At 39.1% G+C, this 24,691-nt stretch carries 28 protein-coding genes; 16 read left to right on the forward strand and 12 right to left on the reverse strand.

Annotation, left to right across the window (positions count from 1 at the left end; all coding sequences use genetic code 11):
* The 13 genes from RT138_RS06000 to RT138_RS06060 all read left to right on the forward strand — a co-directional run bounded on the left by RT138_RS06000 (position 1) and on the right by RT138_RS06060 (position 6,948).
* Positions 1–396 carry a VOC family protein gene (locus RT138_RS06000; protein WP_313189989.1) on the forward strand — a complete coding sequence of 132 codons (396 nt, stop codon included), beginning with the start codon at positions 1–3 and terminating at the stop codon, positions 394–396.
* A 1-nt stretch (position 397) separates the two neighbouring features.
* Complete coding sequence (locus tag RT138_RS06005) at positions 398–850, forward strand: hypothetical protein (RefSeq protein WP_313189990.1); 453 nt, start codon at positions 398–400, stop codon at positions 848–850.
* A gap of 2 nt (positions 851–852) precedes the next feature.
* The gene (locus tag RT138_RS06010) at positions 853–1,287 is read left to right on the forward strand and encodes a DUF1801 domain-containing protein (RefSeq protein ID WP_313189991.1); all 435 of its coding nucleotides are present in this window, start codon (positions 853–855) and stop codon (positions 1,285–1,287) included.
* A 74-nt stretch (positions 1,288–1,361) separates the two neighbouring features.
* Entirely contained in the window at positions 1,362–1,778 is a 417-nt protein-coding gene (locus RT138_RS06015; RefSeq protein WP_313189992.1) for a DUF6157 family protein, read from the forward strand.
* A 113-nt stretch (positions 1,779–1,891) separates the two neighbouring features.
* On the forward strand, positions 1,892–2,374 hold the full coding sequence (locus tag RT138_RS06020; protein WP_313189993.1) for an SRPBCC domain-containing protein: 483 nt from the start codon (positions 1,892–1,894) through the stop codon (positions 2,372–2,374).
* A gap of 63 nt (positions 2,375–2,437) precedes the next feature.
* Positions 2,438–2,884, forward strand: a complete 447-nt coding sequence (locus tag RT138_RS06025; protein ID WP_313189994.1) for a VOC family protein — start codon at positions 2,438–2,440, stop codon at positions 2,882–2,884.
* 95 nt (positions 2,885–2,979) lie between these two features.
* Entirely contained in the window at positions 2,980–3,357 is a 378-nt protein-coding gene (locus RT138_RS06030) for a hypothetical protein (protein WP_313189995.1), read from the forward strand.
* A gap of 30 nt (positions 3,358–3,387) precedes the next feature.
* The gene (locus tag RT138_RS06035; protein WP_313189996.1) at positions 3,388–3,963 is read left to right on the forward strand and encodes a dihydrofolate reductase family protein; all 576 of its coding nucleotides are present in this window, start codon (positions 3,388–3,390) and stop codon (positions 3,961–3,963) included.
* 91 nt (positions 3,964–4,054) lie between these two features.
* Positions 4,055–4,879 (forward strand): VOC family protein, encoded by an 825-nt coding sequence (locus RT138_RS06040; RefSeq protein ID WP_313189997.1) that lies wholly within the window; start codon positions 4,055–4,057, stop codon positions 4,877–4,879.
* A 14-nt stretch (positions 4,880–4,893) separates the two neighbouring features.
* Positions 4,894–5,424 carry a DUF1697 domain-containing protein gene (locus RT138_RS06045; RefSeq protein WP_313189998.1) on the forward strand — a complete coding sequence of 177 codons (531 nt, stop codon included), beginning with the start codon at positions 4,894–4,896 and terminating at the stop codon, positions 5,422–5,424.
* A gap of 25 nt (positions 5,425–5,449) precedes the next feature.
* A complete protein-coding gene (locus RT138_RS06050; RefSeq protein WP_313189999.1) occupies positions 5,450–5,971 on the forward strand; it encodes an SRPBCC family protein in 522 nt (173 codons plus the stop codon).
* 5 nt (positions 5,972–5,976) lie between these two features.
* Positions 5,977–6,348: a nuclear transport factor 2 family protein gene (locus RT138_RS06055; RefSeq protein WP_313190000.1), complete on the forward strand. Its 372-nt coding sequence runs from the start codon at positions 5,977–5,979 to the stop codon at positions 6,346–6,348.
* 60 nt (positions 6,349–6,408) lie between these two features.
* Positions 6,409–6,948, forward strand: coding sequence for a hypothetical protein (locus RT138_RS06060; RefSeq protein ID WP_313190001.1), 540 nt, complete (start codon positions 6,409–6,411; stop codon positions 6,946–6,948).
* On the opposite strand, the gene RT138_RS06065 is transcribed toward RT138_RS06060, so the two are convergent.
* The 6 genes from RT138_RS06065 to RT138_RS06090 form a co-directional block, all read right to left on the reverse strand.
* Positions 6,945–8,075 (reverse strand): serine hydrolase domain-containing protein, encoded by a 1,131-nt coding sequence (locus tag RT138_RS06065; RefSeq protein WP_313190002.1) that lies wholly within the window; start codon positions 8,073–8,075, stop codon positions 6,945–6,947. The two genes, RT138_RS06060 and RT138_RS06065, sit on opposite strands and share 4 nt — an antisense overlap.
* A gap of 133 nt (positions 8,076–8,208) precedes the next feature.
* Positions 8,209–8,583 (reverse strand): YkvA family protein, encoded by a 375-nt coding sequence (locus tag RT138_RS06070; protein ID WP_313190003.1) that lies wholly within the window; start codon positions 8,581–8,583, stop codon positions 8,209–8,211.
* 523 nt (positions 8,584–9,106) lie between these two features.
* Complete coding sequence (locus tag RT138_RS06075; RefSeq protein WP_313190004.1) at positions 9,107–11,224, reverse strand: catalase; 2,118 nt, start codon at positions 11,222–11,224, stop codon at positions 9,107–9,109.
* Positions 11,225–11,248: 24 nt separating this feature from the next.
* Positions 11,249–12,454 (reverse strand): FAD-binding oxidoreductase, encoded by a 1,206-nt coding sequence (locus RT138_RS06080; protein WP_313190005.1) that lies wholly within the window; start codon positions 12,452–12,454, stop codon positions 11,249–11,251.
* A gap of 153 nt (positions 12,455–12,607) precedes the next feature.
* Positions 12,608–13,882, reverse strand: a complete 1,275-nt coding sequence (gene dctA / locus RT138_RS06085; protein WP_313190006.1) for a C4-dicarboxylate transporter DctA — start codon at positions 13,880–13,882, stop codon at positions 12,608–12,610.
* A 148-nt stretch (positions 13,883–14,030) separates the two neighbouring features.
* On the reverse strand, positions 14,031–14,462 hold the full coding sequence (locus RT138_RS06090; RefSeq protein WP_313190007.1) for an SRPBCC domain-containing protein: 432 nt from the start codon (positions 14,460–14,462) through the stop codon (positions 14,031–14,033).
* Positions 14,463–14,748: 286 nt separating this feature from the next.
* On the opposite strand from RT138_RS06090, the gene RT138_RS06095 reads away from it, so the two are divergent.
* The 3 genes from RT138_RS06095 to RT138_RS06105 all read left to right on the forward strand — a co-directional run bounded on the left by RT138_RS06095 (position 14,749) and on the right by RT138_RS06105 (position 16,727).
* Positions 14,749–15,873: a CofH family radical SAM protein gene (locus RT138_RS06095; RefSeq protein ID WP_313190008.1), complete on the forward strand. Its 1,125-nt coding sequence runs from the start codon at positions 14,749–14,751 to the stop codon at positions 15,871–15,873.
* A gap of 8 nt (positions 15,874–15,881) precedes the next feature.
* Entirely contained in the window at positions 15,882–16,442 is a 561-nt protein-coding gene (scpB, locus tag RT138_RS06100) for an SMC-Scp complex subunit ScpB (RefSeq protein ID WP_185211951.1), read from the forward strand.
* Between the two features lie 111 nt (positions 16,443–16,553).
* A complete protein-coding gene (locus RT138_RS06105) occupies positions 16,554–16,727 on the forward strand; it encodes a hypothetical protein (RefSeq protein ID WP_185218788.1) in 174 nt (57 codons plus the stop codon).
* A gap of 203 nt (positions 16,728–16,930) precedes the next feature.
* Here the strand turns inward: RT138_RS06105 and RT138_RS06110 are convergent, their stop codons facing one another.
* The 6 genes from RT138_RS06110 to RT138_RS06135 form a co-directional block, all read right to left on the reverse strand.
* Positions 16,931–19,225 (reverse strand): GH92 family glycosyl hydrolase, encoded by a 2,295-nt coding sequence (locus RT138_RS06110; protein ID WP_313190009.1) that lies wholly within the window; start codon positions 19,223–19,225, stop codon positions 16,931–16,933.
* Between the two features lie 71 nt (positions 19,226–19,296).
* On the reverse strand, positions 19,297–20,271 hold the full coding sequence (locus RT138_RS06115; RefSeq protein ID WP_313190010.1) for an NAD(P)H-quinone oxidoreductase: 975 nt from the start codon (positions 20,269–20,271) through the stop codon (positions 19,297–19,299).
* Positions 20,272–22,971, reverse strand: a complete 2,700-nt coding sequence (locus RT138_RS06120) for a TonB-dependent receptor (RefSeq protein WP_313190011.1) — start codon at positions 22,969–22,971, stop codon at positions 20,272–20,274.
* Positions 22,972–23,150: 179 nt separating this feature from the next.
* Positions 23,151–23,678: a ferritin gene (locus RT138_RS06125; protein ID WP_185211946.1), complete on the reverse strand. Its 528-nt coding sequence runs from the start codon at positions 23,676–23,678 to the stop codon at positions 23,151–23,153.
* Between the two features lie 168 nt (positions 23,679–23,846).
* Positions 23,847–24,209: a DUF6686 family protein gene (locus tag RT138_RS06130; protein ID WP_313190012.1), complete on the reverse strand. Its 363-nt coding sequence runs from the start codon at positions 24,207–24,209 to the stop codon at positions 23,847–23,849.
* Positions 24,210–24,450: 241 nt separating this feature from the next.
* Positions 24,451–24,615 carry a hypothetical protein gene (locus tag RT138_RS06135; protein ID WP_313190013.1) on the reverse strand — a complete coding sequence of 55 codons (165 nt, stop codon included), beginning with the start codon at positions 24,613–24,615 and terminating at the stop codon, positions 24,451–24,453.
* Between the last annotated feature and the right edge of the window lie 76 nt (positions 24,616–24,691).

Raw genomic sequence — 24,691 nt, forward strand, 5'->3', positions numbered from 1 at the left:
ATGTCAGAACAGAAATATAAAGCAGGTCAGATCGTATGGGCAGATCTGACGACCAATCAAGCTGATTCCTTGAAGGAATTCTATAAAGATGTCATTGGTTGGAAGGAATATCCAGTGGCCATGAAAGATGGCGAAGAAGCCTATAACGATTATGCGATGCTCTATGACGAGAAGACTCCAGCTGGAGGCATTTGCAATCAACGGGGAATCAATGCGAGCATCCCAGCACAGTGGATCATGTATGTCTGCGTGGAGGATGTGGCAGCGACACTGGAAAAGGCTATTGCCCGTGGCGGAAAGCTTGTACATGAAAATAAGAAAGCCGATGGGACCTATAACTATGTAATCATTCAGGATCCAGCTGGTGCAGTTTTTGGATTCGGTAAATTCCAATAAAATGAAAACGATATATTTTAGCGAGCAAATCAATGCAGACGCAAAAACTGTTCATTCCAAAATGTTAACCCGCGATAGTTATCGGGAATGGACCAAACCCTTCAGCCCTACCTCAGATGTAAAAGGCAGTTGGGAAGAAAATTCGAAAGTAAAATTTCTATCCTTAGATCAGAATGGCAATGAGGCCGGCATGGTATCGGTAATAGACAAAAATATCCCTGGAGAGATCGTGATCATCCGACATCTGGGCATGTTTGACCAGAACGGCGAAAAATATGAAGGTCCAGGAATTGACAATTGGCGAAATGCGCTAGAGATCTATAGGTTTAAGGAAGAAGGTGGGAAGACTAATGTACTCTGCTCCTTGGAAATTTCTGATGACGATGATCTACACATGTTTGATGAAATGTGGCCTGATGCATTAAAGAAATTAAAAGAAATCTGTGAACAATAATTATGGCTAAAGTAAAAACGCAATTTACTGCAGATGATGTCTATGCATATATCGATGAAATAGACAATGAACAAAAGAAAAAAGACTCCTTGGCATTGATTGAGCTGATGGAAGAAGCTACTGGAGAACCAGCAATTATGTTCGGTCCAAGTATCATTGGTTTTGGACAATATCATTACGTATATCCTACGGGGCATCAGGGCGATGCTCCTTTATTGGGCTTTTCACCAAGGAAAGCTGCCATATCCCTATATGTATTTACCGGATGTGAGGAACATAAGCATCTTTTGGAAGGTTTCGGAAAATTCAAGATGGGGAAAGCCTGTATCTATATCAAAAAACTGGAGGATATAAACATTGATGTGCTCAAGAAAATGATGAAAGAATCGATTGCATTTATTTCAGATAAATACGAAAGGATCCATCCAGAAAAATAAACTTAATGTTTGCAGTTGACAAACTGTTGTCACTCCGCAGTCCTAATTTTATTCTGTAATCCAAAGAATGCATCATGAAAGTACATAGCACGAATTATTACAATACATTGATCACCGTGGCTGAGGACTGTAAAACCTTAAAAGGCGAAATACCTCCGCTGAAGATCGACAAATTGACTGTTGCCAATATGCAATATGATAGATTGATGAAAGAGCCTGCAAAGGTTAATTCAGATGATTTGATCTTTGACATCCATGCACAAAGGAAAGATTTACTCGAGGAGGAATTGGGAGAAGAACGAGAAAAATTCTATTCCAAAGGACAGGCCTGTTTAAGGACCTCCCCTCTTGCAAAAACCTATGGTTGGGGCATTTATTATGATTCAGAAGGTAAAATACGGTTGATTGACAGTTCTAGCGATGAATATCAAACCATGTTAAGGGATGAGTCGATCAAGAAACTCCCTGCCATGCGTTCTTCTAAAAAATAACTGACCATTCCTTTTTTAAACGAAGTTTCATTTCTTGTCCTATGGCAAGTGGATTCCTGGAGTCGCTCCGTACCTTAGATTTACTATTTGAAGAGAAACAAAACATATAAGCCATGGAAAAGAAATTTCAACATCAGATCAAAGAGAACGAAGTCATCATCACACGTACATTTGAAGCTTCTCAAGAACAAGTATGGAATGCATTTACCGATTCTAAAATATTAGATGAATGGTGGGCACCCAAACCTTGGAAATGCAATACCAAAGAACAGGATTTTTCTGTTGGTGGACGCTGGCTATACAACATGACCGGTCCAAACGGAGAGATCCATTGGTCTTACATGGACTATAAAGAAATAGACCCTCAGAATTACTATTCGGGAGAAGATGGTTTTTGTGATGAAAATGGAAACCCAAACAAAGATTTTCCTAGTTCAACCTGGAGAAATGACTTTTCTTTCAGCGATGGAGTCTGCACAGTGACCTCCTCTTGCAAGTACGACTCGGCAGAAACCCTTAAATCCTATTTGGATATGGGCTTTCTCGAAGGCTATGAAATGGGATTGAATAACCTGGAGGCCCTACTCAAAAAGTAATCATAGACAACTAAAAAAAATTAGACACATTAATTAAATATAAACCAGAAAAATTAAAACATTATGGCAAAGGTTCATGCTTATTTAAACTTTAACGGTGATTGTAAACAAGCTTTTGATTTTTATCAGAAGGTTTTCAAGACTGAGGCCCAAGGGACATATTTATTCGGTGATATGCCAGCAGATCCTAATTTCCCACCGCTACCTGAAGATGCCAAGGGAAAGGTCATGCATACCTCCCTTCACATCAACCCTGACACCATGTTGATGGGTTCGGATGTAGTGGAAGGCTTCGGACATAAACTGACCAATGGGAACTCTATTTATATCATGTTGGATGTAACCTCAGCCGAAGAAGCCAAGGAACTTTTCAATTCGCTTTCTGCAGGAGCAAGAAATATCGAAATGCCTTTGGAAGAAACTTTCTTTGCTGAACTGTACTCTTCTTTCCAAGATCAATTTGGTATCAATTGGATGATCCATTTTGAAGGAAACAAGAAAATGGGTTAAACGATCTCTGATCACTAACAATTAATCAATCAGTACCACATTTTCTGAAATGTGGTACTGATTGCTAAGGAATTCATTTTATTGCAAGGTATCGTATGGGAAAATTCAAACTCAATGCTAGCAACAATATCGCATTAAAGATTCCAGAAGATTCATTCGAAAAGACATTACATTTCTATCGAGATATACTCTTGATGGATACCGAGGAAATTGAAGTAAATGACCCTACCGTCAGCAGGTCGGCGAAGGTAACCTTTGGTCCCATCTGCCTTTGGTTGGATGCAGTTCCTCATAGAAAAGAACCGAAAGTACTTTTTGAACTCAGCACAGACCAGCTTCAGAAAGCTATCGCTTATTTTAATGCCAATGATATTGAAATGGTCAATCCTGAAGAAGAAGGGTTAGAAAATGTGGATTGGATCAGGGATCCTGCAGGAAACATCCTTCATTTATCCACTGAAAACAAAGATTAGAAATTTTATTTCTAATAAAAATCACACATTATGAGAAAATTAATCGTACAAGAATATGTTTCGGTGGACGGTTTTGCGGCCGACCGCGACAAAACTACCAGTTTCTTTGACGGAACGCGCATGCATATCGGAAAAGAGGTGGATACTTATATGGTCGAATTCATCAAAACCATTGACAGCATCCTGTTAGGTAGAAAGACATATGAAATGTTTCTGGACTTTTGGCCTAATGTTGATCCTTCTCAGGAACCCGTCGGACCAGGTCTGAACAGCACAGATAAATATGTGTTCTCCAACACATTGGAAACTGTAGAATGGGGAGATTGGAATAGTGCAGAATTGGTCAAAGAAAATTATGTTGATTTTATTAATGAACTAAAGGCAAAACCAGGAAAGAATATAGTCGTGTGGGGAAGCCTCAGTTTATCAAAGTCCTTGTTTGAAGCCAAGTTAGTGGATGAACTCCATCTCATGGTCTGTCCGGTAGCCATAGGAAAAGGCTATCATTTTTTATCCGAACAGGAGGAACTGTTGAAGTTAAAATTAGTGTCGAACAATTCCTTTCCATCATCTGTTGTAAACTCAATATATCAAGTTTTGCATTAAATGCAGAACCTAATAAAATAGCGTGGCCATGTCCTTTATCGAAGAAATTATACTCCTCACTCAATTAAACGATATTATAAACTATAAAATAATGGCAAACAAGATAATCCCTTCACTTTGGTTTGATAACCAAGCAAAAGAAGCATTTGATTTTTATACGGATGTATTTCCAAACAGCTCAATCATTAAAGACAATGGTGTCGTGGTTGAAGTCAATATCATGGGTTTGAACTTTATTGGGATCAATGGCGGTCCTATTTTTAAACCTACCCCTGCAATTTCCTTTATGCCGGTGTTTGAAAGTAAAGAACAGATTGACCAGGTATGGAACAAATTATTGGATGGCGGTCAAATATTGATGCCATTACAGCAATATCCTTTTTCTGAATACTATGGATGGATTGCTGATAAATATGGTTACAATTGGCAGCTTTATTTTGGACAACTGGAGAATGTCAACCATCAAGCTATTGTCCCAACCCTGATGTTCTGTGCTGAGCAACAGGGAAAATGTAAAGCGGCATTGAAGTTCTACGAAGAATTATTTCCAGATTTTGAATTACAAGGCGTTATGGAATATCCGGAAGGTCCAATTAAAGGTCAGGTCCAACATACGCAATTTAAGGCAAATGGAGTGACATTGGCAGCGATGGACTCTGGGGTTCCTCAACCATTCAGCTTCAATGAGGCTACATCCATGACGATTGTATGTAAAGATCAGGCGGAAATCGACTATTACTGGAATAAAATTACCGAAAGCGGTGAAGAAAGCATGTGCGGCTGGTGCAAAGATCAGTTTGGGGTAAGTTGGCAAGTGGTTCCAAAGGACATCAATAAATTGCTTCAGAATAAAAATGCGGCTAATGCGCTAATGAAAATGAAAAAAATTGAGATATCTTCGTTAGTGAATGCTTAACAAGAACACTAATTATGCAATATATCATCTTCCTTAGGGCAGTAAATGTTTCAGGCAAGAACCTGATCAAGATGGCAGATTTAAAAGAAAAGCTCATTAAATCCGGCTTTCGGGATGTCCAAACCTATATTCAAAGTGGCAACATCGTCCTGCAATCGGATGAAGATTCCGAAAAGGTTGCAGAACAAATTAAATCGTTGATCCTACAAGAGTTTGGATTGGACATTTCGGTCTTTGTCCTCACCGAAGATGAATTAATGGCCTCATTGGAGGCTTGCCCTTTTCCTTCAGAATTAGCTCCGAATCATGTATTTATTACCTATCTGGACAATCAGCCTGAACAGGTTGCTTTAGATGGTTTTAAAGCCATCGATCTTGGGCAAGAGGAATATTTACATAAAGGTAAACTATTCTACTTCTATTTGCCTTCGGGGATGGCAAAAAGCAAGTTGAACAATAATTTCATTGAGAAGAAACTGAAAGTGAATGCGACTGGCAGGAACTTGAATACCATTCACAAAATGCTAACGTTAATAACTAAATAAAATCAAACAAAACAATTAACCACAAATGAAATTTTTAAAGTATTTTTTATTGACTGTACTAGGTATAGTTGCATTAATTCTGATCATTGCGGCTTTTGTCCCTAAGGATTTCCATGCTGGTAGTGAGATCAGCATCAACAAACCGAAATCAGAGGTCTTTGAGTATGTGAAACTGATGAGGAATCAAGGAAATTACGACAATTGGTCCAGACAGGATCCGAATATTGAGCGTCATTATGAAGGAACCGACGGGACGCCAGGCTTTGTCTACACTTGGAAAAGCAAAAAAGTTGGTGATGGAAAACAAGTGCTGACCTTGGTGGACTCTACTGCTGGAAGAATTGAAATGGACTTGTTCTTTAACGGAACCGGAGACGCCAATAAATCTTTTATGCAAGTCGATGCGATCAATCCGGAAAGCTCAAAAGTTATTTGGGAAATTGATGGTAAAATGCCATACCCTTTCAATGTCATGGGCTTGTTCTTTGATATGAACAAGGATTTTGATGCAGGATTGAGCCATTTAAAAGAGATTCTAGAAAAATAGTTAAGATGAAGTTAATTACTCCTCAGGACTGTGATAATGCTCCAAAGCGAAGAATCATCAGGGACCTGAATATTGCCTTTGCGAAAGGTGACGTAAAGGCACTCTCGGAACAGTTCCATAAGGATATCGAATGGGAAATGATCGGGGATAAAACCATATCAGGCTATGAGGCTGTAGTCGAATATCTAAAAAAAATAAAAAGTTCCAAGGCCAATTCCTTGGAACTTAAACAGATCATTAGCCATGGAAAACATGCGGCGGCAAGCGGAATTCTTTGTTTTAATACCGAGAAAATAGCCTTTCATGACTTCTATGAGTTTTCATCTGCTGGCTCTGATAAGATCAAGAGAATCAGCAGCATGGCAATTTCCATTTAAATAGAGTTCGGTTTTTATTCAAGAATATTATCTATTTTTATTGTACTAATTATTAACGGTATGAAAAGATATTTTTTCTTTGCCTTAATGTTGGGGGCCATGGCTTGTAGCAATGATACCCAACAGTCAAAACAAGATCCCTTAGATACGCTTGCCAATCTTGAATTCGATAAGAACCCCATCGGAAAAGAAGCTGGCTGTAAATGGCTAAAATATAGTATTGAAAGCTATTTTGTAAAAGATAGTGGCTTCGATAAAATGAAATTGTTGACCACCGAGGACTATTACAACTTTAAGGTCGATGCCATGAATACCGGATTGGATATAGACAGCAGCATCACCAAATTTGAACTGAACCAAAAATGGGGCAATAAATTCGACATCGATACAGCTAGTCTAGGACAAGGATTTTTGATCTCTGGTCAAGACTGGGGTGAAATCAAGGTTTCGAGCTGCGACCTCATGGATGAAAATGCTTCAGAATTGAACTTAAAGCTGATTATATCAGATTGCAAATTGCAAACGGACTACCACCGTGACATTAAACTCGTGCTAGACAATAATCAGATCAAGATCGCAAATGTTAAGGAATATGATTAATGCTCGTTGGCATAGGTTTCACTTAACCATTTGAATACTGGCTTTTTCTCCTGTTGCATCAATTTTATATCCAAGATATTTAATAGCTCTTCAATAAAAGGATTGATTTTCTTGTCATCTCTATTGGTAAAAAGACTGATATTGATGTCTCTAGAAGGAATGCTCATCACCAAATTATTGAAACCTGTACTTTCTCCGGTATGGAAAAATACACTATTCCCAAATTGATCGGTGGCTACAAACTTTCCCATACTATAGGAACAGTCCTTATTTATAGCGATGAGGTTTTTTTCAAAAAATTCGTTAAACCTTGAACCCTCTTCCATTGATTTAATGAATGCTTGGTTCCAAAGTTTATATTCATTCGCGGAGGTATATACCCCACCATCTCCCTTTGTAGCACTGGTAAGGCTCTGATCTGCAAAAACAAACTCATTATCCTTCAAATGATAACCATAGGCTCTATCCTTGATTTCGTCTTCAGGATTATAGACCAAGGAATTCTGCATATTCAATGGCTCAAAGAAATGATCCCATACATATTCGCTAAAGCCTTGTCCAGATACTTTCTCCACGATCAAAGCCATAAGGCAATAGGCCGTGTTGCTATAACGGAACTTAGTTCCTGGACTGAAATATACTCGATCAATAGGCTCGATTAATTTAAGCACATCCGAATCACGTAATTGTTCCTTCAGACCTTTAGGAATGATCTCTTCATAGTCAACAATCCCAGAACTATGGTTCAAGAGTTGAGGAACTGTCGCATTCCTGATTTCTCCTTTAAGATTTGGGAAGAAATCGCTCAACTTTGAAGTATTAACATCTATTTTGTTTTCCTTAATCAACTGATAGATAGCAGCTGCCGTAACCTGTTTGCTGACCGATGCCATTCTGAAGTTTGTTTGGACATCAATCTTCCTTCCGCTTTTTAAATCAGCAATGCCCTGCCCTTTTGCATAAATAGTTTTATTGTTATTATCATAAACTTGAAGTACGATTCCCGGATCACTATCCTTGGGATAATACTCCTTAATAAGGTCATCTAACTTAGATTTTACATCTCCTTGTGAGAAAGCAAGCTGCAAATTGAATAATAAAATAATTGCAATGATGGTATGCTTCATAATTTAGGTTTTAATTTCAGCCAATATAATTATTATTAATTGCAAAGGCCTAAAACAATAATTAATTAACCAGATAAACAAAATAGGCGTTAATTTTCATTAACACCTATCCCTAACTTATACTTTACTTGACCTAATTTACTGTGCTAATTCCAGTTTTCTGGAACTTTCTATAGCGATCTACCTCATCTGCTAACTTTGAAATTGCAAAGCCAACGATGGAAGCATCATCCAACCATCCCAACACAGGGATAATATCTGGAATAGCATCTATTGGGGAAATAACATAGACGATAGTCCCCACAATAATGGACATATTCCATTTGTTCATCTTGTATCGACCGGAAAAAGTATCCTTTATCATCGATATCAATAGTTTGAATTCATTGGTTTTGCCATCTAAATGCTGAGCTTTACCTTCAGCGATCTCTATATCTTCGTTTGTTAATTTTCTATTCTTAAAAGTATTAAACAGTAACAATGCCCTGTTAAAATAGTTTTTTTTCATTCTGTTTTTCATCAGTTTTTAATAAGACCTCACAAATGTAAAACGGTTTAATGAGCAATTCATTATTTTCTCCCTATTTTTTAAGGACACATTCCTAAACAGTCAATATCTTGAAAACAAATATTTAACATTCACACAATATCCTGGAAACAATAGCGTTATCATTATACAAGAGAGGTTATTTTAAAAGCATTGAGACATTAGTTTCAAGAAGAAAAAGTTAAGATAACTTTTTAAGTGAAAAGGTTGACAATCGAAAAATGTCAACCTTTTCTATTTTATGAAAGATTTTTAAAATATTTTTTGATTAAAAAAGCCTGCTTAATACATCACAGAGGGCATTATTAAAATAATATTAAAAAAAAGTTAATGAATACACAATATTCCAAATACTAGAGCGTTTATAATTATACAAAAAAGGTTATTTTATTTTCGATTATGACGTGAGTTATAAAAAGAAAAAAAGAAGATAACTTTTTAAAGAAAGAGGCCGACTGTAAAAAGTTGGCCTCTTTTAATTTTTTTAGGAAGGAACTTTCCTGCTGTTCTCCCTTTCCCAGATTCTATGCTTTTTCAATGAATGTATAAAATCATTGATCCAATTAGCTCCCGCAGATTCACAATTTACTGCTGCATCTTTTTCAATAAAAGATTTCCCTATGAGTTTCTCTGCATCTTTTGCAAAGGCCAAAGCCTTACAATGTCTATAGCCCTCATTTACAAATTGAAGGTAATCGGGGTTTTGACCAAGTTTATCAATATGGTCCCCATCTGGAGTATAAAAACCATCAAAGCAAACCGAAGAATCCGTCAGGTAAGAATGCTGTACTTCTTCCGTTTCGCCTTCCTTATACCTAAGATTTCCTACATGCGAGGAAACCAATACAGCCATTGCTCCTTCTTTCATCAGTGCTTTACGCATTTTATCCGCCGACTTCTTACTCACGCCATCATCAACCAAAAAAGCAATCTTTCTACTTGCTATCGTACCTTCATCGCCCTTGACTTTCATGCTCAGGAATGCAGACTTTTCTACTTCTGGTTTATTAGGCTGAATTGGATAGTTTGGATGATTTTGTTTCGCAAACTTTACCGTCAATGGATCTAAAGTTTTCGAAGGCTTCAATCCAAGGTTCTTACCGATAGCATTAGCAAGGGCTGGCTCAACTTGATAAAGGATAGCCAATTCCCTTTTACGGATATCTTCCTTATTGACTTTAGACAATTCAAAACTGAAGGCATTTATCATGTGCGTCTGTTCTTCTGGACTCAAGGAATGAAAGAACAACCTAGCTTGTGTAAAATGATCTGCGAAGGAATTGGACCTTGCTCTTACTTTCTTTCCATCTACTTGCTGCTTACCAGTCTGATAGCCCACCTCTCCTTTCATCATGGCTTGAAATGGGCAACCATTTCCTTGGCTATTTGGAAAATAACTCGAATTACCTTTCAAGATATCCATCCTCGCAAACCCATCTTTTTGGTTATTGTGCTTTCCATTGATAGGCCTATTGATTGGCAGTTCATGGAAATTTGGACCGCCTAGCCTATAGTTCTGCGTATCCATATAGGAGAAGATCCTTCCTTGCAATAGTGGGTCATCTGAGAAATCAATCCCTGGAACTACTCTTCCTGGGTCAAATGCAGCTTGTTCTGTTTCTGCAAAGAAGTTTTCAGGATTACGGTTCAGGGTCATGGTTCCAATGATCTTTACTGGCACCAATTCTTCAGGAATTATTTTCGTTGGATCTAAGATGTCGAATGAAAACTTCATTTCATCTTCTTCTGGAATCAATTGAACACCTAGATCCCATTGTGGGAACTGTCCATTTTCAATGGCTTCCCAAAGATCCCTGCGGTGAAAGTCAGCATCAAAACCTGAAATCTTCTGGGCTTCATTCCACGCTACAGAATGCACTCCTAATTTAGGTTTCCAATGAAATTTCACGAAAGTAGCTTTACCGGCAGAATTGATAAATTTAAAGGTATGCACTCCAAACCCCTCGATCATCCGAAGGCTTCTTGGAATTGCTCGATCAGACATCACCCATAAAGACATATGAGCGGACTCGGGCATCAAAGAGATAAAATCCCAAAAGGTATCATGCGCGGATGCCGCTTGAGGAATCTCATTGTTGGGTTCAGGCTTTACGGCGTGGATGACATCTGGGAAGTTCATCGCATCCTGGATAAAGAAAACAGGAATACTGTTCCCGACCAAATCATAGTTCCCCTCTTGGGTATAGAACTTAACAGAAAAACCCCTCACATCCCTTGCTAGATCTGTTGAACCCTTAAATCCAGCAACCGTTGAAAACCTTACAAACAATGGAGTAATTGTCCCTTTTTTGAGAAAGTCAGCCGAAGTATATTCGCTCATATCCGCGGTCGCTTCAAAATACCCATGAGCACCTGAACCACGGGCATGAACCACCCTTTCCGGTATCCGTTCCCTATCAAAGTGCATGAGCTTATCAAAAAAGATATGATCCTGCTGTAAAGACGGTCCTCTATCTCCTACCTTTAGCGTATTATTATTGTCATAAACAGGCACCCCGTCATTCGTGGTCATCACTTTGTTCATATTGTCAACCAGATGGCTGTCAATATGAGGTGCATCAGTATTCTTTCTTTTTTTCATGGTATTATAATTTTAATTAGACATTTATCTTCCAAAAGCGAAGTATGATGACAGTTTATGTTTTTTTCCTTTTAACCAATCAGAGACCATTTCCATCCCTGTTACCGAGAAGGTAATTCCATTCCCTCCAAAGCCTAAGACAAAATATGACCGTTTAAAATCCGGATGAGTACCAATATAGGGCAGACCATCTTTGGTCTCGCCGAACGTCCCTGCCCAGGTAAAATCAGTCACAAAAGACTTATCCTCAAAGACCTTATTAAAGTCCTTTTCCAATTTCAATGATTTTTCACCCAATAGCTCATCTCTCTTCTGAGGGTTTCTGAACTCCTCATCCTCACCTCCTATTAAAAACCGACCATCATCAGTGGTCCGCATATATAAGTAGGGATCTGAAGTATTCCAGATCAGGTAATCATTGTATTTTTCATATAACTTTTGATTTACCTCCGAAACGATGGCATAGGTACTCAGGAGATCGACAAACTTCTCCTTGATCAGATTGGCACTTTCATAACCAATGCAATAGATGATATGCTTGGCCTTTATCTTAGCCTTGGTATCCAAGTGAACAAGGTTGAATCCCTTTTTCTCTTCCACTTTCACGAGTTCGTTCTTATCAAAAATCTTTAACCCTCTTTTTTGATCGTACTGCAATAAATCATGAGCAAGACGGAAGGCATCGACACTTCCGCCATGCTTGGAAAGAATCCCTCCATGCGAATCTTTGATTTCCAACTTTTTCTCTATCTCTTCCTTCTCCAACCAGCTCACATCAAAACCAGCTTCCTTTCTGGCTTCAAATTCCTTTTTCAACCAAGAAATATCTTTCTTTCGACAGGCATAGTACAGGGATAATTTCTTTTTAAAACCTGCTTCCGATTTAATCTTCGACGCGATTTTCCCTAATTTATCAATGGATTCACAACAGGCCTTATAACTTTCTACAGCACCCTCCTTTCCCACCATATCAATCAATTGATACAAGGGAGTATCAATCTCATATTGCAACATGGAAGTAGTTGCCGATGAGCTCCCATTTACGACTTCTCTTTTATCGATCACGACCGTTTCATAACCGAGCTCCACGCATTGGTGTGCTATCAGACTACCTGTTATTCCAGCCCCAACGACCAGAACATCGCATGCTAAATCATTTCTCAAGGAAGGATAAGATGAAATAATTCCATTCTTGACCAACCAAAAAGGTTCATTAGACTTTAAATCCATATAAATAAAAATCTTAAACTGTGTTACAGTAACAACTTGGAATATTACTCTAACCAATAAATGGAGGCTAATGTTTTACTTTTTTAGTTTTCGTGCTGTGATTTATGAAATTATTTAAATAAAAAAATCGCCCTTATGAGGCGATTCCAAAACTTATTTAATTTCTGCATGCGCAGAACCAAGCTTTTCATGGAGGAGGTCTTCATCCAAGCCCTTTTCATATTTGGCGACCACTATGGTAGCAGTAGCATTTCCAATGATATTGGTCAAGGCCCTGGCCTCGCTCATAAAACGATCAATCCCCAAGATCAAACCTACAGCCTCAACAGGGATATGCCCCACAACAGGCAATGTTGCGGCAAGGGTTACAAAACCACTTCCGGTAACACCAGCGGCACCCTTAGAAGTTAATAGGAGAACCAAGAGCAGGGTGATTTCCTGTTCTAGATTGAGGTGCATATTAAGAGCCTGGGAAATAAACACAGCGGCCATGGTCAGATAGATACAGGTACCATCCAGGTTGAAGGAATAACCCGTAGGAATAACTAAACCAACGATCGGCTTGGAACATCCTGCATCCTCCAACTTTTGCATCAGGCCAGGTAAAGCTGATTCAGACGATGAAGTACCCAAAACAATCAATAACTCTTCTTTAATGTACTTTAGCAGTTTGAAGATATTGACATTTACATAAAAATAGAGCACGGCACCAATCACCCCAACAATAAACACGATACAGGTGCCATAAAAACTGAGCATCAATAACCCTAAGGAGGACAATGCTTCGATCCCATACTTTCCAATGGTAAAGCCCATCGCCCCCATTGCACCAATCGGTGCCAAATACATGATCATCTTAATAACTGCAAATAAACCCTTTAAAAAGGATTGCAGGACATCGATCACTGGGGCTGAAGCCTTTTCACCAATTTTGGTCAGCCCAATTCCAAACAACACGGCAAACAACAGCACTTGGAGGAGATTATCCGATGCGACGGCAGCTATAACATTATTGGGAATAATGCTCAGGATAAAATCCATTACGCTATTATGTTCCTTGGACTCCTGTATATAATGGGAAACGGCTGAAGGATCTAAAGTCTTTGGATCAACGTTCATCCCCGTACCAGGCTGGATCAGGTTCACAAACAGCAACCCGATGATCAGGGCTATAGTGGTCATGATCTCAAAATAGATCAAGGAACTCAAACCAATCTTTCCCACTTTCTTGATATCCTGCATTCCTGCGATACCGATTACGATGGAACTAAAGATCAACGGGGCGATGATCATCTTGATCAGTTTAATGAATCCATCACCTAGAGGCTTTAGTTTAACAGCAAAATCAGGATAGAACACTCCGCATAAAATACCGATAAGGATACCTAATATGACTTGGACATATAAACTGGAGAAAATTTTCTTCATATAAATCTTTAGATCCGTGAACGAATAGAATAGGTTTCAAAACTAAATGTAAAAAAAAAATGAATTCCCAATGCTATTAATAGCAGCAAGAATTCATTAATTAAAAAGTAGAAAAATGATATTCAAAGGGTTATGACAAAACCCTATGTCACAATTTTTCGATAAATTTTGTTAGTGAATCACCCAAGATCCTCTCCCAACCCGACTCAAAACGTTCTTGGGAAAATTGCTCTCCGGCATCTCTGAAATGTTCCAGACCTTCATGGGTCAAATGCAAAGTGGTTGCTCCCCTCCTTGGAATAAACCTCCAAGTAATAACGGAATTCCCCTTGGTTTGCTTTGGGTGGCGCCAAGTAAACTTAAATAGCTCCTCCGGCTTTACCTCCAAAACCTGGCATTGGTGAAAATCCTTTTCCCGTCTTTCGACCTTTGAAAACTCAAATTGGGCACCAACCTCCGTGCTAAAATTAGGGATATCAAAGAACCAGTCCTTTAACTTTTGCTTATCGGTCATAGCTTGCCATAATGCAGCTGTAGAAATTGGGTATGTACGTTCAATATGGATAATGTCGTGGCTCATCAATGACCTCCTTTGTAGTGTACTTAAATATATGAATTTTCAACGCTACTTTATTATAAAACGGTAAACTGTAAGTAAAATAAATGTAAGCTTATTATTAAAACAACTAACTGATTTATAAGTTTTTGTATTGCAAAATTTATTCTAAAAATTAATTTGATTACCTGAACAAGCACTTCCTTTCAAGCAACAAATTGATTAGGTGTTATTTAGGTTAATTTTAATCCATTTCAATTCTATTTTACATCTTCCGATTTCATAAAAAGCTCCGTATCTTTGTTATTACATGAATGTAAACAAACTGTTAGAACGTGCCTTGAACTTTGACTTCTTGACAAAAGAAGAAGGCATTTTCTTATATAAAGAAGCGGCAACGGCAGACCTTGCTTTTGTAGCCAACGAACTGCGTAAGATTCAGGTTCCCCATGGTAAGGTAACTTGGCAGATTGACAGGAACGTGAATACGACCAACGTATGTATCGCAAACTGCAAATTCTGTAATTTCTTCAGACGCCCAGGCCATGAAGAAAGTTACATTACGGACATTGAAACCTATAAGCAGAAAATCGAAGAAACTTTCCGCTATGGTGGTGATCAATTGCTGTTGCAAGGTGGACATCACCCTGATCTAGGATTGAGTTTCTACACCAACCTATTCAAACAATTAAAAGAACTTTACCCAACCCTCAAGCTGCACTCCTTAGGCCCTCCCGAAATAGCACACGTTGCAAAATTGGAAGGCATGAGCCATCTTGAAGTCCTAACAGCCATGAAAGAGGCCGGTCTTGACTCCTTGCCAGGTGCTGGTGCAGAAATATTGAATGACCGCGTACGCAGATTAATCTCTAAAGGTAAATGTGGCGGACAGGAATGGTTGGATGTCATGCGTGCCGCCCATAAAATCAACTTGCCGACTTCAGCGACCATGATGTTCGGTCATATTGAAACCATCGAGGAGCGCTTTGAGCATTTGGTGTGGATCCGTGAGGTACAAAGCGAAAAACCTGCCGATGCCTATGGATTCATCGCCTTTATCCCTTGGCCATTCCAGGATGACGGCACCTTGTTGAAACGCCTTCGTGGCATCACCAATGACGTAACGGCAGATGAATACATCAGGATGATCGCTCTAAGCAGGATTATGCTCCCTAACGTCAAAAACATCCAAGCTTCTTGGTTAACTGTCGGTAAGCAGACTGCTCAAATCTGTCTTCATTCGGGTGCTAACGACTTTGGTTCCATCATGATCGAGGAGAATGTTGTTTCCGCTGCCGGTGCTCCGCACAGGTTCACTTCAAAATCCATTCAGGATGCAATCATTGAAGCTGGATTTGAACCTCAACTAAGGACACAGACCTATAAGTTCAGGGATTTACCAGAACAGATGGAAGAACAGGTTATTAATTATTAAGCATCGTTTTGAAAGACATAATATTAAATATAGAAGCTATCATCTTTGCATCTTCCGAGGGAATAAGCCAGAAAGACCTGCGTGAAATTTTACAGGAAGCCTTGGCCATTGAGATCAGTAAAGTGGAATTAGCTGAGTTTATTGGAAAACTTAAGGCTAAGTATGAATCCGAAGACTATCCCCTAGCATTGGTATCCATCAATGATCAATTGCAGTTCTTGACAAAGCCGGCCTACCACGATGCGATCAATCAGCTTCAAATCCATAAAGAAAGAAAGAAACTGAGCCAATCAGCGTTGGAAACCTTGGCAATCATCGCCTATAGGCAACCGATTACCAAATTGGAAGTCGAACAGATCCGCGGTGTGAACTGTGATTATTCCATTCAAAGGCTTTTGGATAAAGGCTTGATACAGATTGCAGGAAAGGCGAACAGCATTGGAAAGCCCCTGCTATATGCGACCAGCGGCGAGTTCATGAACCACTTTGGGCTATCCAGCACCAAGGATCTCCCTCAGCTTAAAGATATTGTAGCTGAAGAGAACAGTATCGGTGAAATCGTCGATTAAATCATTATTGAGTAGGATTCACTTTGTTTTAATTATTTTTAAAAAAAATTTATCAATTGAATTTTCTTCTATAATTTTACATAACAAAAGAAAAATATCATAATAAACAACATGGCTACAATGCAAGCAATTGAAACAGATGTAAAGGTTGATGAAAGAGTGCTCAACTTCAACGGTCCTGATGACGATGATGATGACTTTGATGACGATGATGAATTCGGATTAGACGATATCGATTCGATCGGCGGCTACGATGATTTTGATGACGATGATGAAGATTTTTAATCTTCACTAGCCAAAAAGCAATTAATTTACCAGAATACATCTAGTAAAGGAACATGTGCGCGCCCTAAGGTATGGGGTAAGATAAAACGAATTTTTATGGGCTTGAATTAATTTCAAGCCTTTTTTAATCTCTCCAACCTATTAACCTAAAAAAAGCTCCAAGACAGATCTTGGAGCTTTTTTTTCACTAGGTATTGATCAATCTATTGATCGTCCTTACTGATGGAGTATGGAAGATCAGCTTTATTGATTCCTCTTTTCTTATTTGGTTCTGCACCCATGTCAAACTGCAGATTGGCACCTTTCAACAATTCACTATGATTGATATAGTTCTTTGTATAGTTCTTACCATTCCATTTCATGTTCTGGATATAACGGTTCTGATCAGAGTTGTTCTTTGACTCAATATTCACGGTCTTGCCATTGCTTAAATGCAAGGTAACCTTATCAAATACCGGTGATCCTAGCACATATTCATCTGTGGCAGGAGTTACCGGATAGAAACCAATGGCTGAAAACACATACCAGGCTGAAGTCTGTCCGTTATCCTCATCACCACAGTATCCGTCAGGATTTGGTGAATACATTCTGTTCATCGTCTCCCTGATCCAATACTGAGCTTTCCAAGGTGCTCCCACATGATTGTATAAATAGATCATATGTTGGATAGGCTGATTCCCATGCGCATATTGACCCATATTGGCAATCTGCATTTCACGGATCTCATGGATTGGGAAGCCATAATAGCTATCATCAAAAATTGGAGGTAAGGTAAATACAGAATCCAATTTGATTTCCATCGCTTTATGACCACCTAACAGTTTAGAAAACCCTTCAACGTCCTGGAACACGGACCAGCTATAGTGCCAGCTGTTACCTTCTGTAAAAGCATCTCCCCATTTGAATGGATTGAAAGGTGTAGACCATGAACCATCCTTATTCTTACCGCGCATCAATCCTGTTGATGGGTCAAATAATTTCTGATAGTTATAAGCTCTCTTTTTGTAGAAATCTTTATCTGATTCTTTGTTCAATGATTTTGCCAACTGATAGATAGCAAAGTCATCATAAGAGTATTCTAGAGAACGGGCAGCATTTTCGTTGATCTTCACATCATACGGTACATAACCCAATTCATTATAGTATTCTGCTCCTGCTCTACCCACGGCTGTAATCGGACCTGCATTGTTGGCACCTTTTAATACTGCCTCATACAAAGTTTCAATATCTTTAGATCTAACTCCTTTGATGTAGGCATCAGCTACTACAGAAGCTGAATTGTTACCAACCATGATATTCCTATAACCAGGACTCGCCCACTCAGGCAACCAACCACCTTCACGATAAGCATTTGCCAAGCCCTCCTGCATCTTCTCATTGATCTCTGGGTACATCAAGTTCAGGAATGGAAATAAGGCCCTGAACGTATCCCAAAATCCGGTATCAGTAAACATATAGCCTGGCAGCACTTTCCCGTTATACGGAGAATAGTGAACCACCTCGCCTTGTGCATTGATTTCATAGAACATCCTAGGGAACAATAATGAACGGTACAGGGAAGAATAGAAAGTACGCATCTGGTCAATGTTTCCACCTTCTATTTCAATCTTTCCTAATTCCTTATTCCAGATATCCTCTCCTTTTTTAACCTGTTCGTCAAATGTTACACCATCCAACTCCTTCAAGTTTTGAACAGCCTGTTCAGGACTAATAAAAGAAGATGCAGCTTTCATCAACACTTGTTCGCCTGCATTCGCATTCTGGAACCCTACAATAGCGCCCACATGGTCTGCTTTTACCATATACCTGCCATCAGTCAAAACTGAATCAGCGAAAGTAGAAACATTTGCAAATGGCTTATCAAAAGTCATTACGAAATAATTCTTGAAGTTCTCAGGTACACCACCGCTGTTCTTTGTACTATAACCAACGATTTTGTTCTCCTTAGGGATAACTTCTACATAAGAGCCTTTATCAAAGGCATCGATCAATACAAAAGCAGAATCTGTTTTTGGAAAGGTAAATCTAAAATATGAAGCACGTTCTGTCGGAGTCAACTCCACCTTCGTATCATAATCAGCAAGGTACACCGAATAGTAATGTGGTCTGGCAACCTCGGCCTTATGCGAAAAATAACTCGCGCGTTTGTCCTGATCAAAAGTCTTATTATCGACCATCGCCATAATGGAAAATTGACCATAATCGTTCATCCAAGGTGATGGCTGATGGGTCTGTTTTATTCCACGCAATTTCTCTGCGGTATAGGTGTACATCCATCCATCGCCCATCTTTCCGGTTTGGGGACTCCAAAAGTTCATCCCCCATGGCAGGGCTATCGCTGGATACGTATTACCGCTGGATAAAAAATAAGTAGATTGTGTACCCACCAAGGTGCTCACCAAATCGATCGGTTTCTCAACCTTCCCAACTTTTTGAGCAAAACCTGATAAGACAGTCGTACCTATCAATAAAGCTGTAGTAAGAAATTTTAAGTTCATTTTATGAAAAATAGGTTTTATCAATTTCTAAATATAGGAAAATAATTGACAAAGCCAATCGCTAAAAGTATTTAGCTATCCATTCTAAGCACTATTTTCCCGTACTGTTCTGGACTTTCAAAATAGCGATGTGCCTCAATTACCTCCTCAAAGGGAAAGATTTTAGTTACCAGTGGTCTGATCTCCCCTTTTTCTAAAAGAGGTAAAATATTTGTTTCAATTTCTTTTGTCAACTCACCTTTGAACGAAAGGTCTCGCCCTCTCAAGGTCGAACCCGTAATCGTGATCCGTTTTTGCATCAGCTTCAGAAGATTTAATTCCACTTTCCCCCCTTCCATGGCATTGATCTGTACCAACCTTCCCTCTTCATGCAGCAATGCGATATGCTTGTTGAAATATACCCCACCTATACTGTCCAATATCACATCCAGACCTTCCGGTTTGAGTACATCAACAAAATCTTCAGTCTTATAATTAATGGCTATATCAGCACCAAGATCCAAAGCTACTTTTCTTTTTTCTTCTGACCCTACGGTACAATAGACTATGGCACCAAATTGCTTACATAGCTGAATTGCCGTGGTTCCTATGCCTCCTGTGCCACCATGGATCAAGACCCGCTCACCCCTCATTAATCGTCCCCTTTGAAAGACATTGTGCCAAACCGTATAAACCGTCTCCGGTATACAAGCTGCCTCCTCAAAACTCAAGTTTTTCGGCTTAGGCAAACAGGCTCTTTCAGATACGCAAGCTTGGGTTGCATAACCTACACCTGGCAACAGAGCCATTACTTCATCCCCAACCTTGAACCTTTGCACCTCTGGACCAATGGAGCTAACGATACCTGAAACTTCCAAACCTGGGATTTCCTGAATGACATGCGCTGGTGCAGGATAATGCCCCTTCCTTTGAAAGACGTCTGGGCGGTTTATTCCAGCTGCCTTAACCTCAATCACTAGCTCATCCCCTGTCGGTTTTAAATCATCCCTTTCTTCAATTTGAAAGACCTCAGGCCCTCCAAATGTTGTCATTACTGCTGCTCTCATTTATTTATTCGGATAAGTTTGCAAACGTAGGTTAAAGGTCAACATAAAGTATCGCCCCAACCTGTTGTTCCTGGATTCAAATACATCGTTACCAACATAGGAAGTCATCACCCCAACATTCTTGTTCTGATCCATGATATCATTACATTGTAACCTAATTAATGCAGCTTTGTTTTTCAAAAAGCTATATTCTAGATAGGTATTGATAATAGTAGGATTTACATCGCTCAATTCACTCACATAACCATCATAGAACTTTTGCGACATCTCTGCACCCAAAACAAAATTCTCAGATAGATAGCCTCTACCTGCCAAACTCAACAAAAAGGAATGGGCAGCAATCTTATTTTTGTAGGGAAGTTCGTAAACCGCACGGTTCAGGAAATAATTGGTATTGAAAACCGATTCAAAATATTCATTCGGCAAGTACCTAAACTGCACATTTTGGTTAAATAACACCTGTTGCGTCGTACTCTTCATTTCGTTGATATAGGACAGGTTATTATAATAATCTACATTTCCTGAAAGCCCTATGTTCAGCTCATCCGAAAATATGGGCGAATTAAACTCATAATACCACTTGATATCATAATAGCCATCGGTATTTTCGAACGTAGTCTCCTGAATGGTTTCATTGGATAATGATTTCTTTGCTGTTACGATTTTATTCGCAATAAACGTATAGGCAAAATCGGTCTGAAAATACTGTCCACGGGTCGGCACGAACTTCCTTAAGGTGGTAGAAAACTGATTGGAAAATTCAGCTTTCAATGAAGGGTTACCGATAATAATGTTCCTAGAATTCGAGTTGTCCCTTACTGGCGATATATGTAAGAAAGTCGGTTGTACGTTTCTTCCCAAATAGGCCAATTTGATCTCCAGGTCATTGCTGAATTTATAGCGGATGGTGGTAGAGGGTACCAGGTTCACATTATTATATTTATAGATCGTGGTATCACCTCGCACTCTTCCGGATAGATTCACCGGTTGTACAGAAAAACCCATATTGACCCTAAATTTCTTGTTAGGTTCATATTGATAGTTCAATCCCGTTTTAAAGCTCCTAAACTGGTAGGCATAGTTCACGGCCAATGAATCAACAAATTCCCCGCCTAGATAATAGGGATCCCGCACGGTCCGAACAGCTTCAATATTATTGATGTCCATTTCATGGAATATCTCCAGTAAACTATGTTCATAGAAAGGCTCCACATAAGATAGCGAACTCTTAACTCCGGCAACATCATTTCTTGCATCCACCAGTTGCCTTTGTCGATAACTCGTCATGGTAGGAATGGTACCAGTTGAATCAAAACTTTCATAATATTCCGATACCACATCATCCTTGGTCAATGATTGATAGTTTAACTTCAGGTCCCCAACGAGCTTTCTTCCCGGTTTGTGGAAGTATTTGGAATAGAGTACCGAAATATCAGCCGAAGGCTTACTATTGATGGTCGTATCTTGTCTCTCCCCTATATCATGCAATCTTCGGTTGGTCAAATCCGTCGTTCTATGGTTATAGAAATACTCGCGATTATAGGCAACTTTTGGATTGATCTTTAATACATCATTATTTTTGAACTTGGCATTCATCTCCAAATTCAAGGTATGCAGGTTATCATAGGAACGGCTTTGGTACTTTTCGAAACGGTGGATCTTATAGCCTGCATAAGAAGAGGTCAACAAAGAATTTCCTTCCGTTAGGTTAAACTTACTTTGATAGGAATAGCCTCCATTCAAGGTAATATTATCGCCTAGGTTATCGGTAAATGAAATCCCAAGCGAACCCAATTTGTTCAGGCCATCATTGGGATCAGAAAAGTCTCCCACCTCTGAAAGGTCCGTATTTCTACCACCAGCTCCATCTGGCGAACCAAAAAGGAACAGACTGGTATTGGTATTGTTCAAGGAACCAATAATGGACATTTCCTGACCATCATTGAATTTATTGATCCCTAGACTACCGATAAACCGGTCCCGTGTACCCGCCCCAATAGTTCCTTGCCCAAAGGTAATCCGCTTTTTATCTTCCTCTAGGATAATATTGATGATCTTTTCCGGATCTGAAGTCTTAATACCTTTTGCCATAGAAAGGTCGCCATAGTCATTGATGACTTCTACCTGTTTCACAAATTCCGAAGGGAGATTTCGCGTAGCAGTCAGCAGGTCGCCACCAAAGAATTTCTTGCCATCCACTCGGACACCCCGAATCAATTGACCATTATAATAGGTTGTACCATCCCGCAGGACCTGGAATCCTGGCAATTGCTTGATGGCCTCTTCAAGAAGGGAATGTTCTGGAAAAGAAAATGCGGACATATTGAATTGGATCGTATCTCCTCGATCCACGACGGGGATGACTTTCACTACCCGAACCTCGGGAATTAATGTGGACTGTGGGTATAGTACCACTCGAGGTACGAATATCTTATTGATGAATACGGTAGTGGGAATACTCTTATTTACGATCTGGTATCCCAACATACTATAGGAAATATTGATGTTTTTTCCTTTGACATTCCTGAATCGATAGAAACCATTTGCATCTGTGGTCGTGCTCATGGTATCGACATTGCTAATCAACCTTACCGATGCATCCTTCAGTCCCAGCCCCGTACTGTCAACTACCACACCTTCTACATTCTTCAAGGCTTCTTGAGCATGGAGCTCATGAAATCCTAAAAAAGTAAGAAGCATAATAAGTATACCTAAACAGTAATTTCTCACAAAGCTATAGACTAAATTGGCAATCTAAAAATTCACTAAATAACTATAAACTGAAATTTACTATTAAAACGTATAAACTGAAAATAATTGTATAAAAAAAAGGGGCTAAAATGTGATTTTAGCCCCTTTTTTTTACTTTTTAAAGAATTTTATTCTCCATCGAAAGTTACTTTCACTAAATGACGGTCAATTTCCCAACGTCCTGTACCTTCTTCGCCGATTACGTCGAATAATTCCAGGATGCGTCTAGCAATGTATTCTTCTTCTACTTGCTCTTCTAGGAACCATTGAATGAAGTTGAATGTTACGAAATCTTTTGCTTTGAAACATTTGTCAGCAATCTTGTTGAATTGCTCTGTTACGAACATTTCTTGCTCTAATGTTTGTTCGAATACGCCTCTGAAAGATTCAAAATCAACAGGTACATTCGTGATCTCAGGTGAAATAGAACGTCCACCACGGTCGCTGATGTATTTGAAGATCTTTAACATGTGAGTACGCTCTTCATCTGATTGTTTAGCAAAGAAATCTGCTGCATTGTCCAAGCCTTGATCATCACACCAAGCTGACATTGCCAAATACAATGCTGATGAGTGTGCTTCTACTTTAACTTGTTCATTCAATATGTTTTCAATCTCTTCTGAGATAGATGTTTTTAATTTCAATAAATCTTTCATAATATATTTTCCTTTTTATGTAATAACAAGAAACCTTATGTCGATTTCCTTAACACAAAGATAAAGCTAAACGAAAGAAATTGTAGGAAAAATATGTAATACAAATTCAGTCTAAATTAGCCATAATATTAGCTAAGCTATTTAGAATCAGTATAATTATAAAGAATATTAAATGGCAAGCAAGGCTTTGGCCTGTAGGCAGGCTTTGATTTCGCTATTCAGCTCGATCATAAATTTCGCACCAGAAAGTACAGCCTTTAACTTAATGATATCCTGCACAGATAAAACAAAGATACTATCGGTCCTGAAAGGCATAATGATCTCAAAATCAAATGTTCTAGCCGAATTGCTCAGCATCATTTCCAGATCAATGGCATCTACCCTCTTCTTAAAAGCAAAAAAGTCCCTAACCTTAAAAGCAGTTGTAGACCCTTGAAAATCTAACCAATAACAGTTCCTACGGCTACATTGGTATACAGCCCCATCCTCAGTTTGGAAAATCTCTTCAAAATTTGCAAATGGACAAATCATGCGCTCTCTTTTAATTTGGAACAAATCTAAATATTGTTAAGAATTATTCCAAATTAAAATAGACATATTGTTTAGGGTACACAACAGACATCAGACAATAGACAACAGAATTTTCAAAGTTGGACAACTATCTTGTTCTTATATCCAGAACCTGAGCTCTGCCGATGGATATCCTGGTTCAACATTGCGTACAGTTCCTGTACCTTCGGTACAGAATGACAGCGTCCTTTAAAAAAAGAGTCTACAGATTCTTCACTGATCGTTCAGAATAGCAGTGTGCTAAAGAAACTTCCTGCGGAACCTTAAATCTTGGTCCATCCGGTGGGTGAGCCTGTCGAACCCCCCATCCAGTACCCTGAGCTACGCGAAGGGCATCCTGGTTCAACATAGCGTACAGTTCCTGCACCTTCGGTGCAGAATGACAGCATCCTTTAAAAAAAGAGTCTACAGATTCTTCACTGATCGTTCAGAATAGCAGTGTG

The organism is Sphingobacterium sp. (assembly GCF_032065005.1).
In the GTDB taxonomy this organism is placed as follows: domain Bacteria; phylum Bacteroidota; class Bacteroidia; order Sphingobacteriales; family Sphingobacteriaceae; genus Sphingobacterium.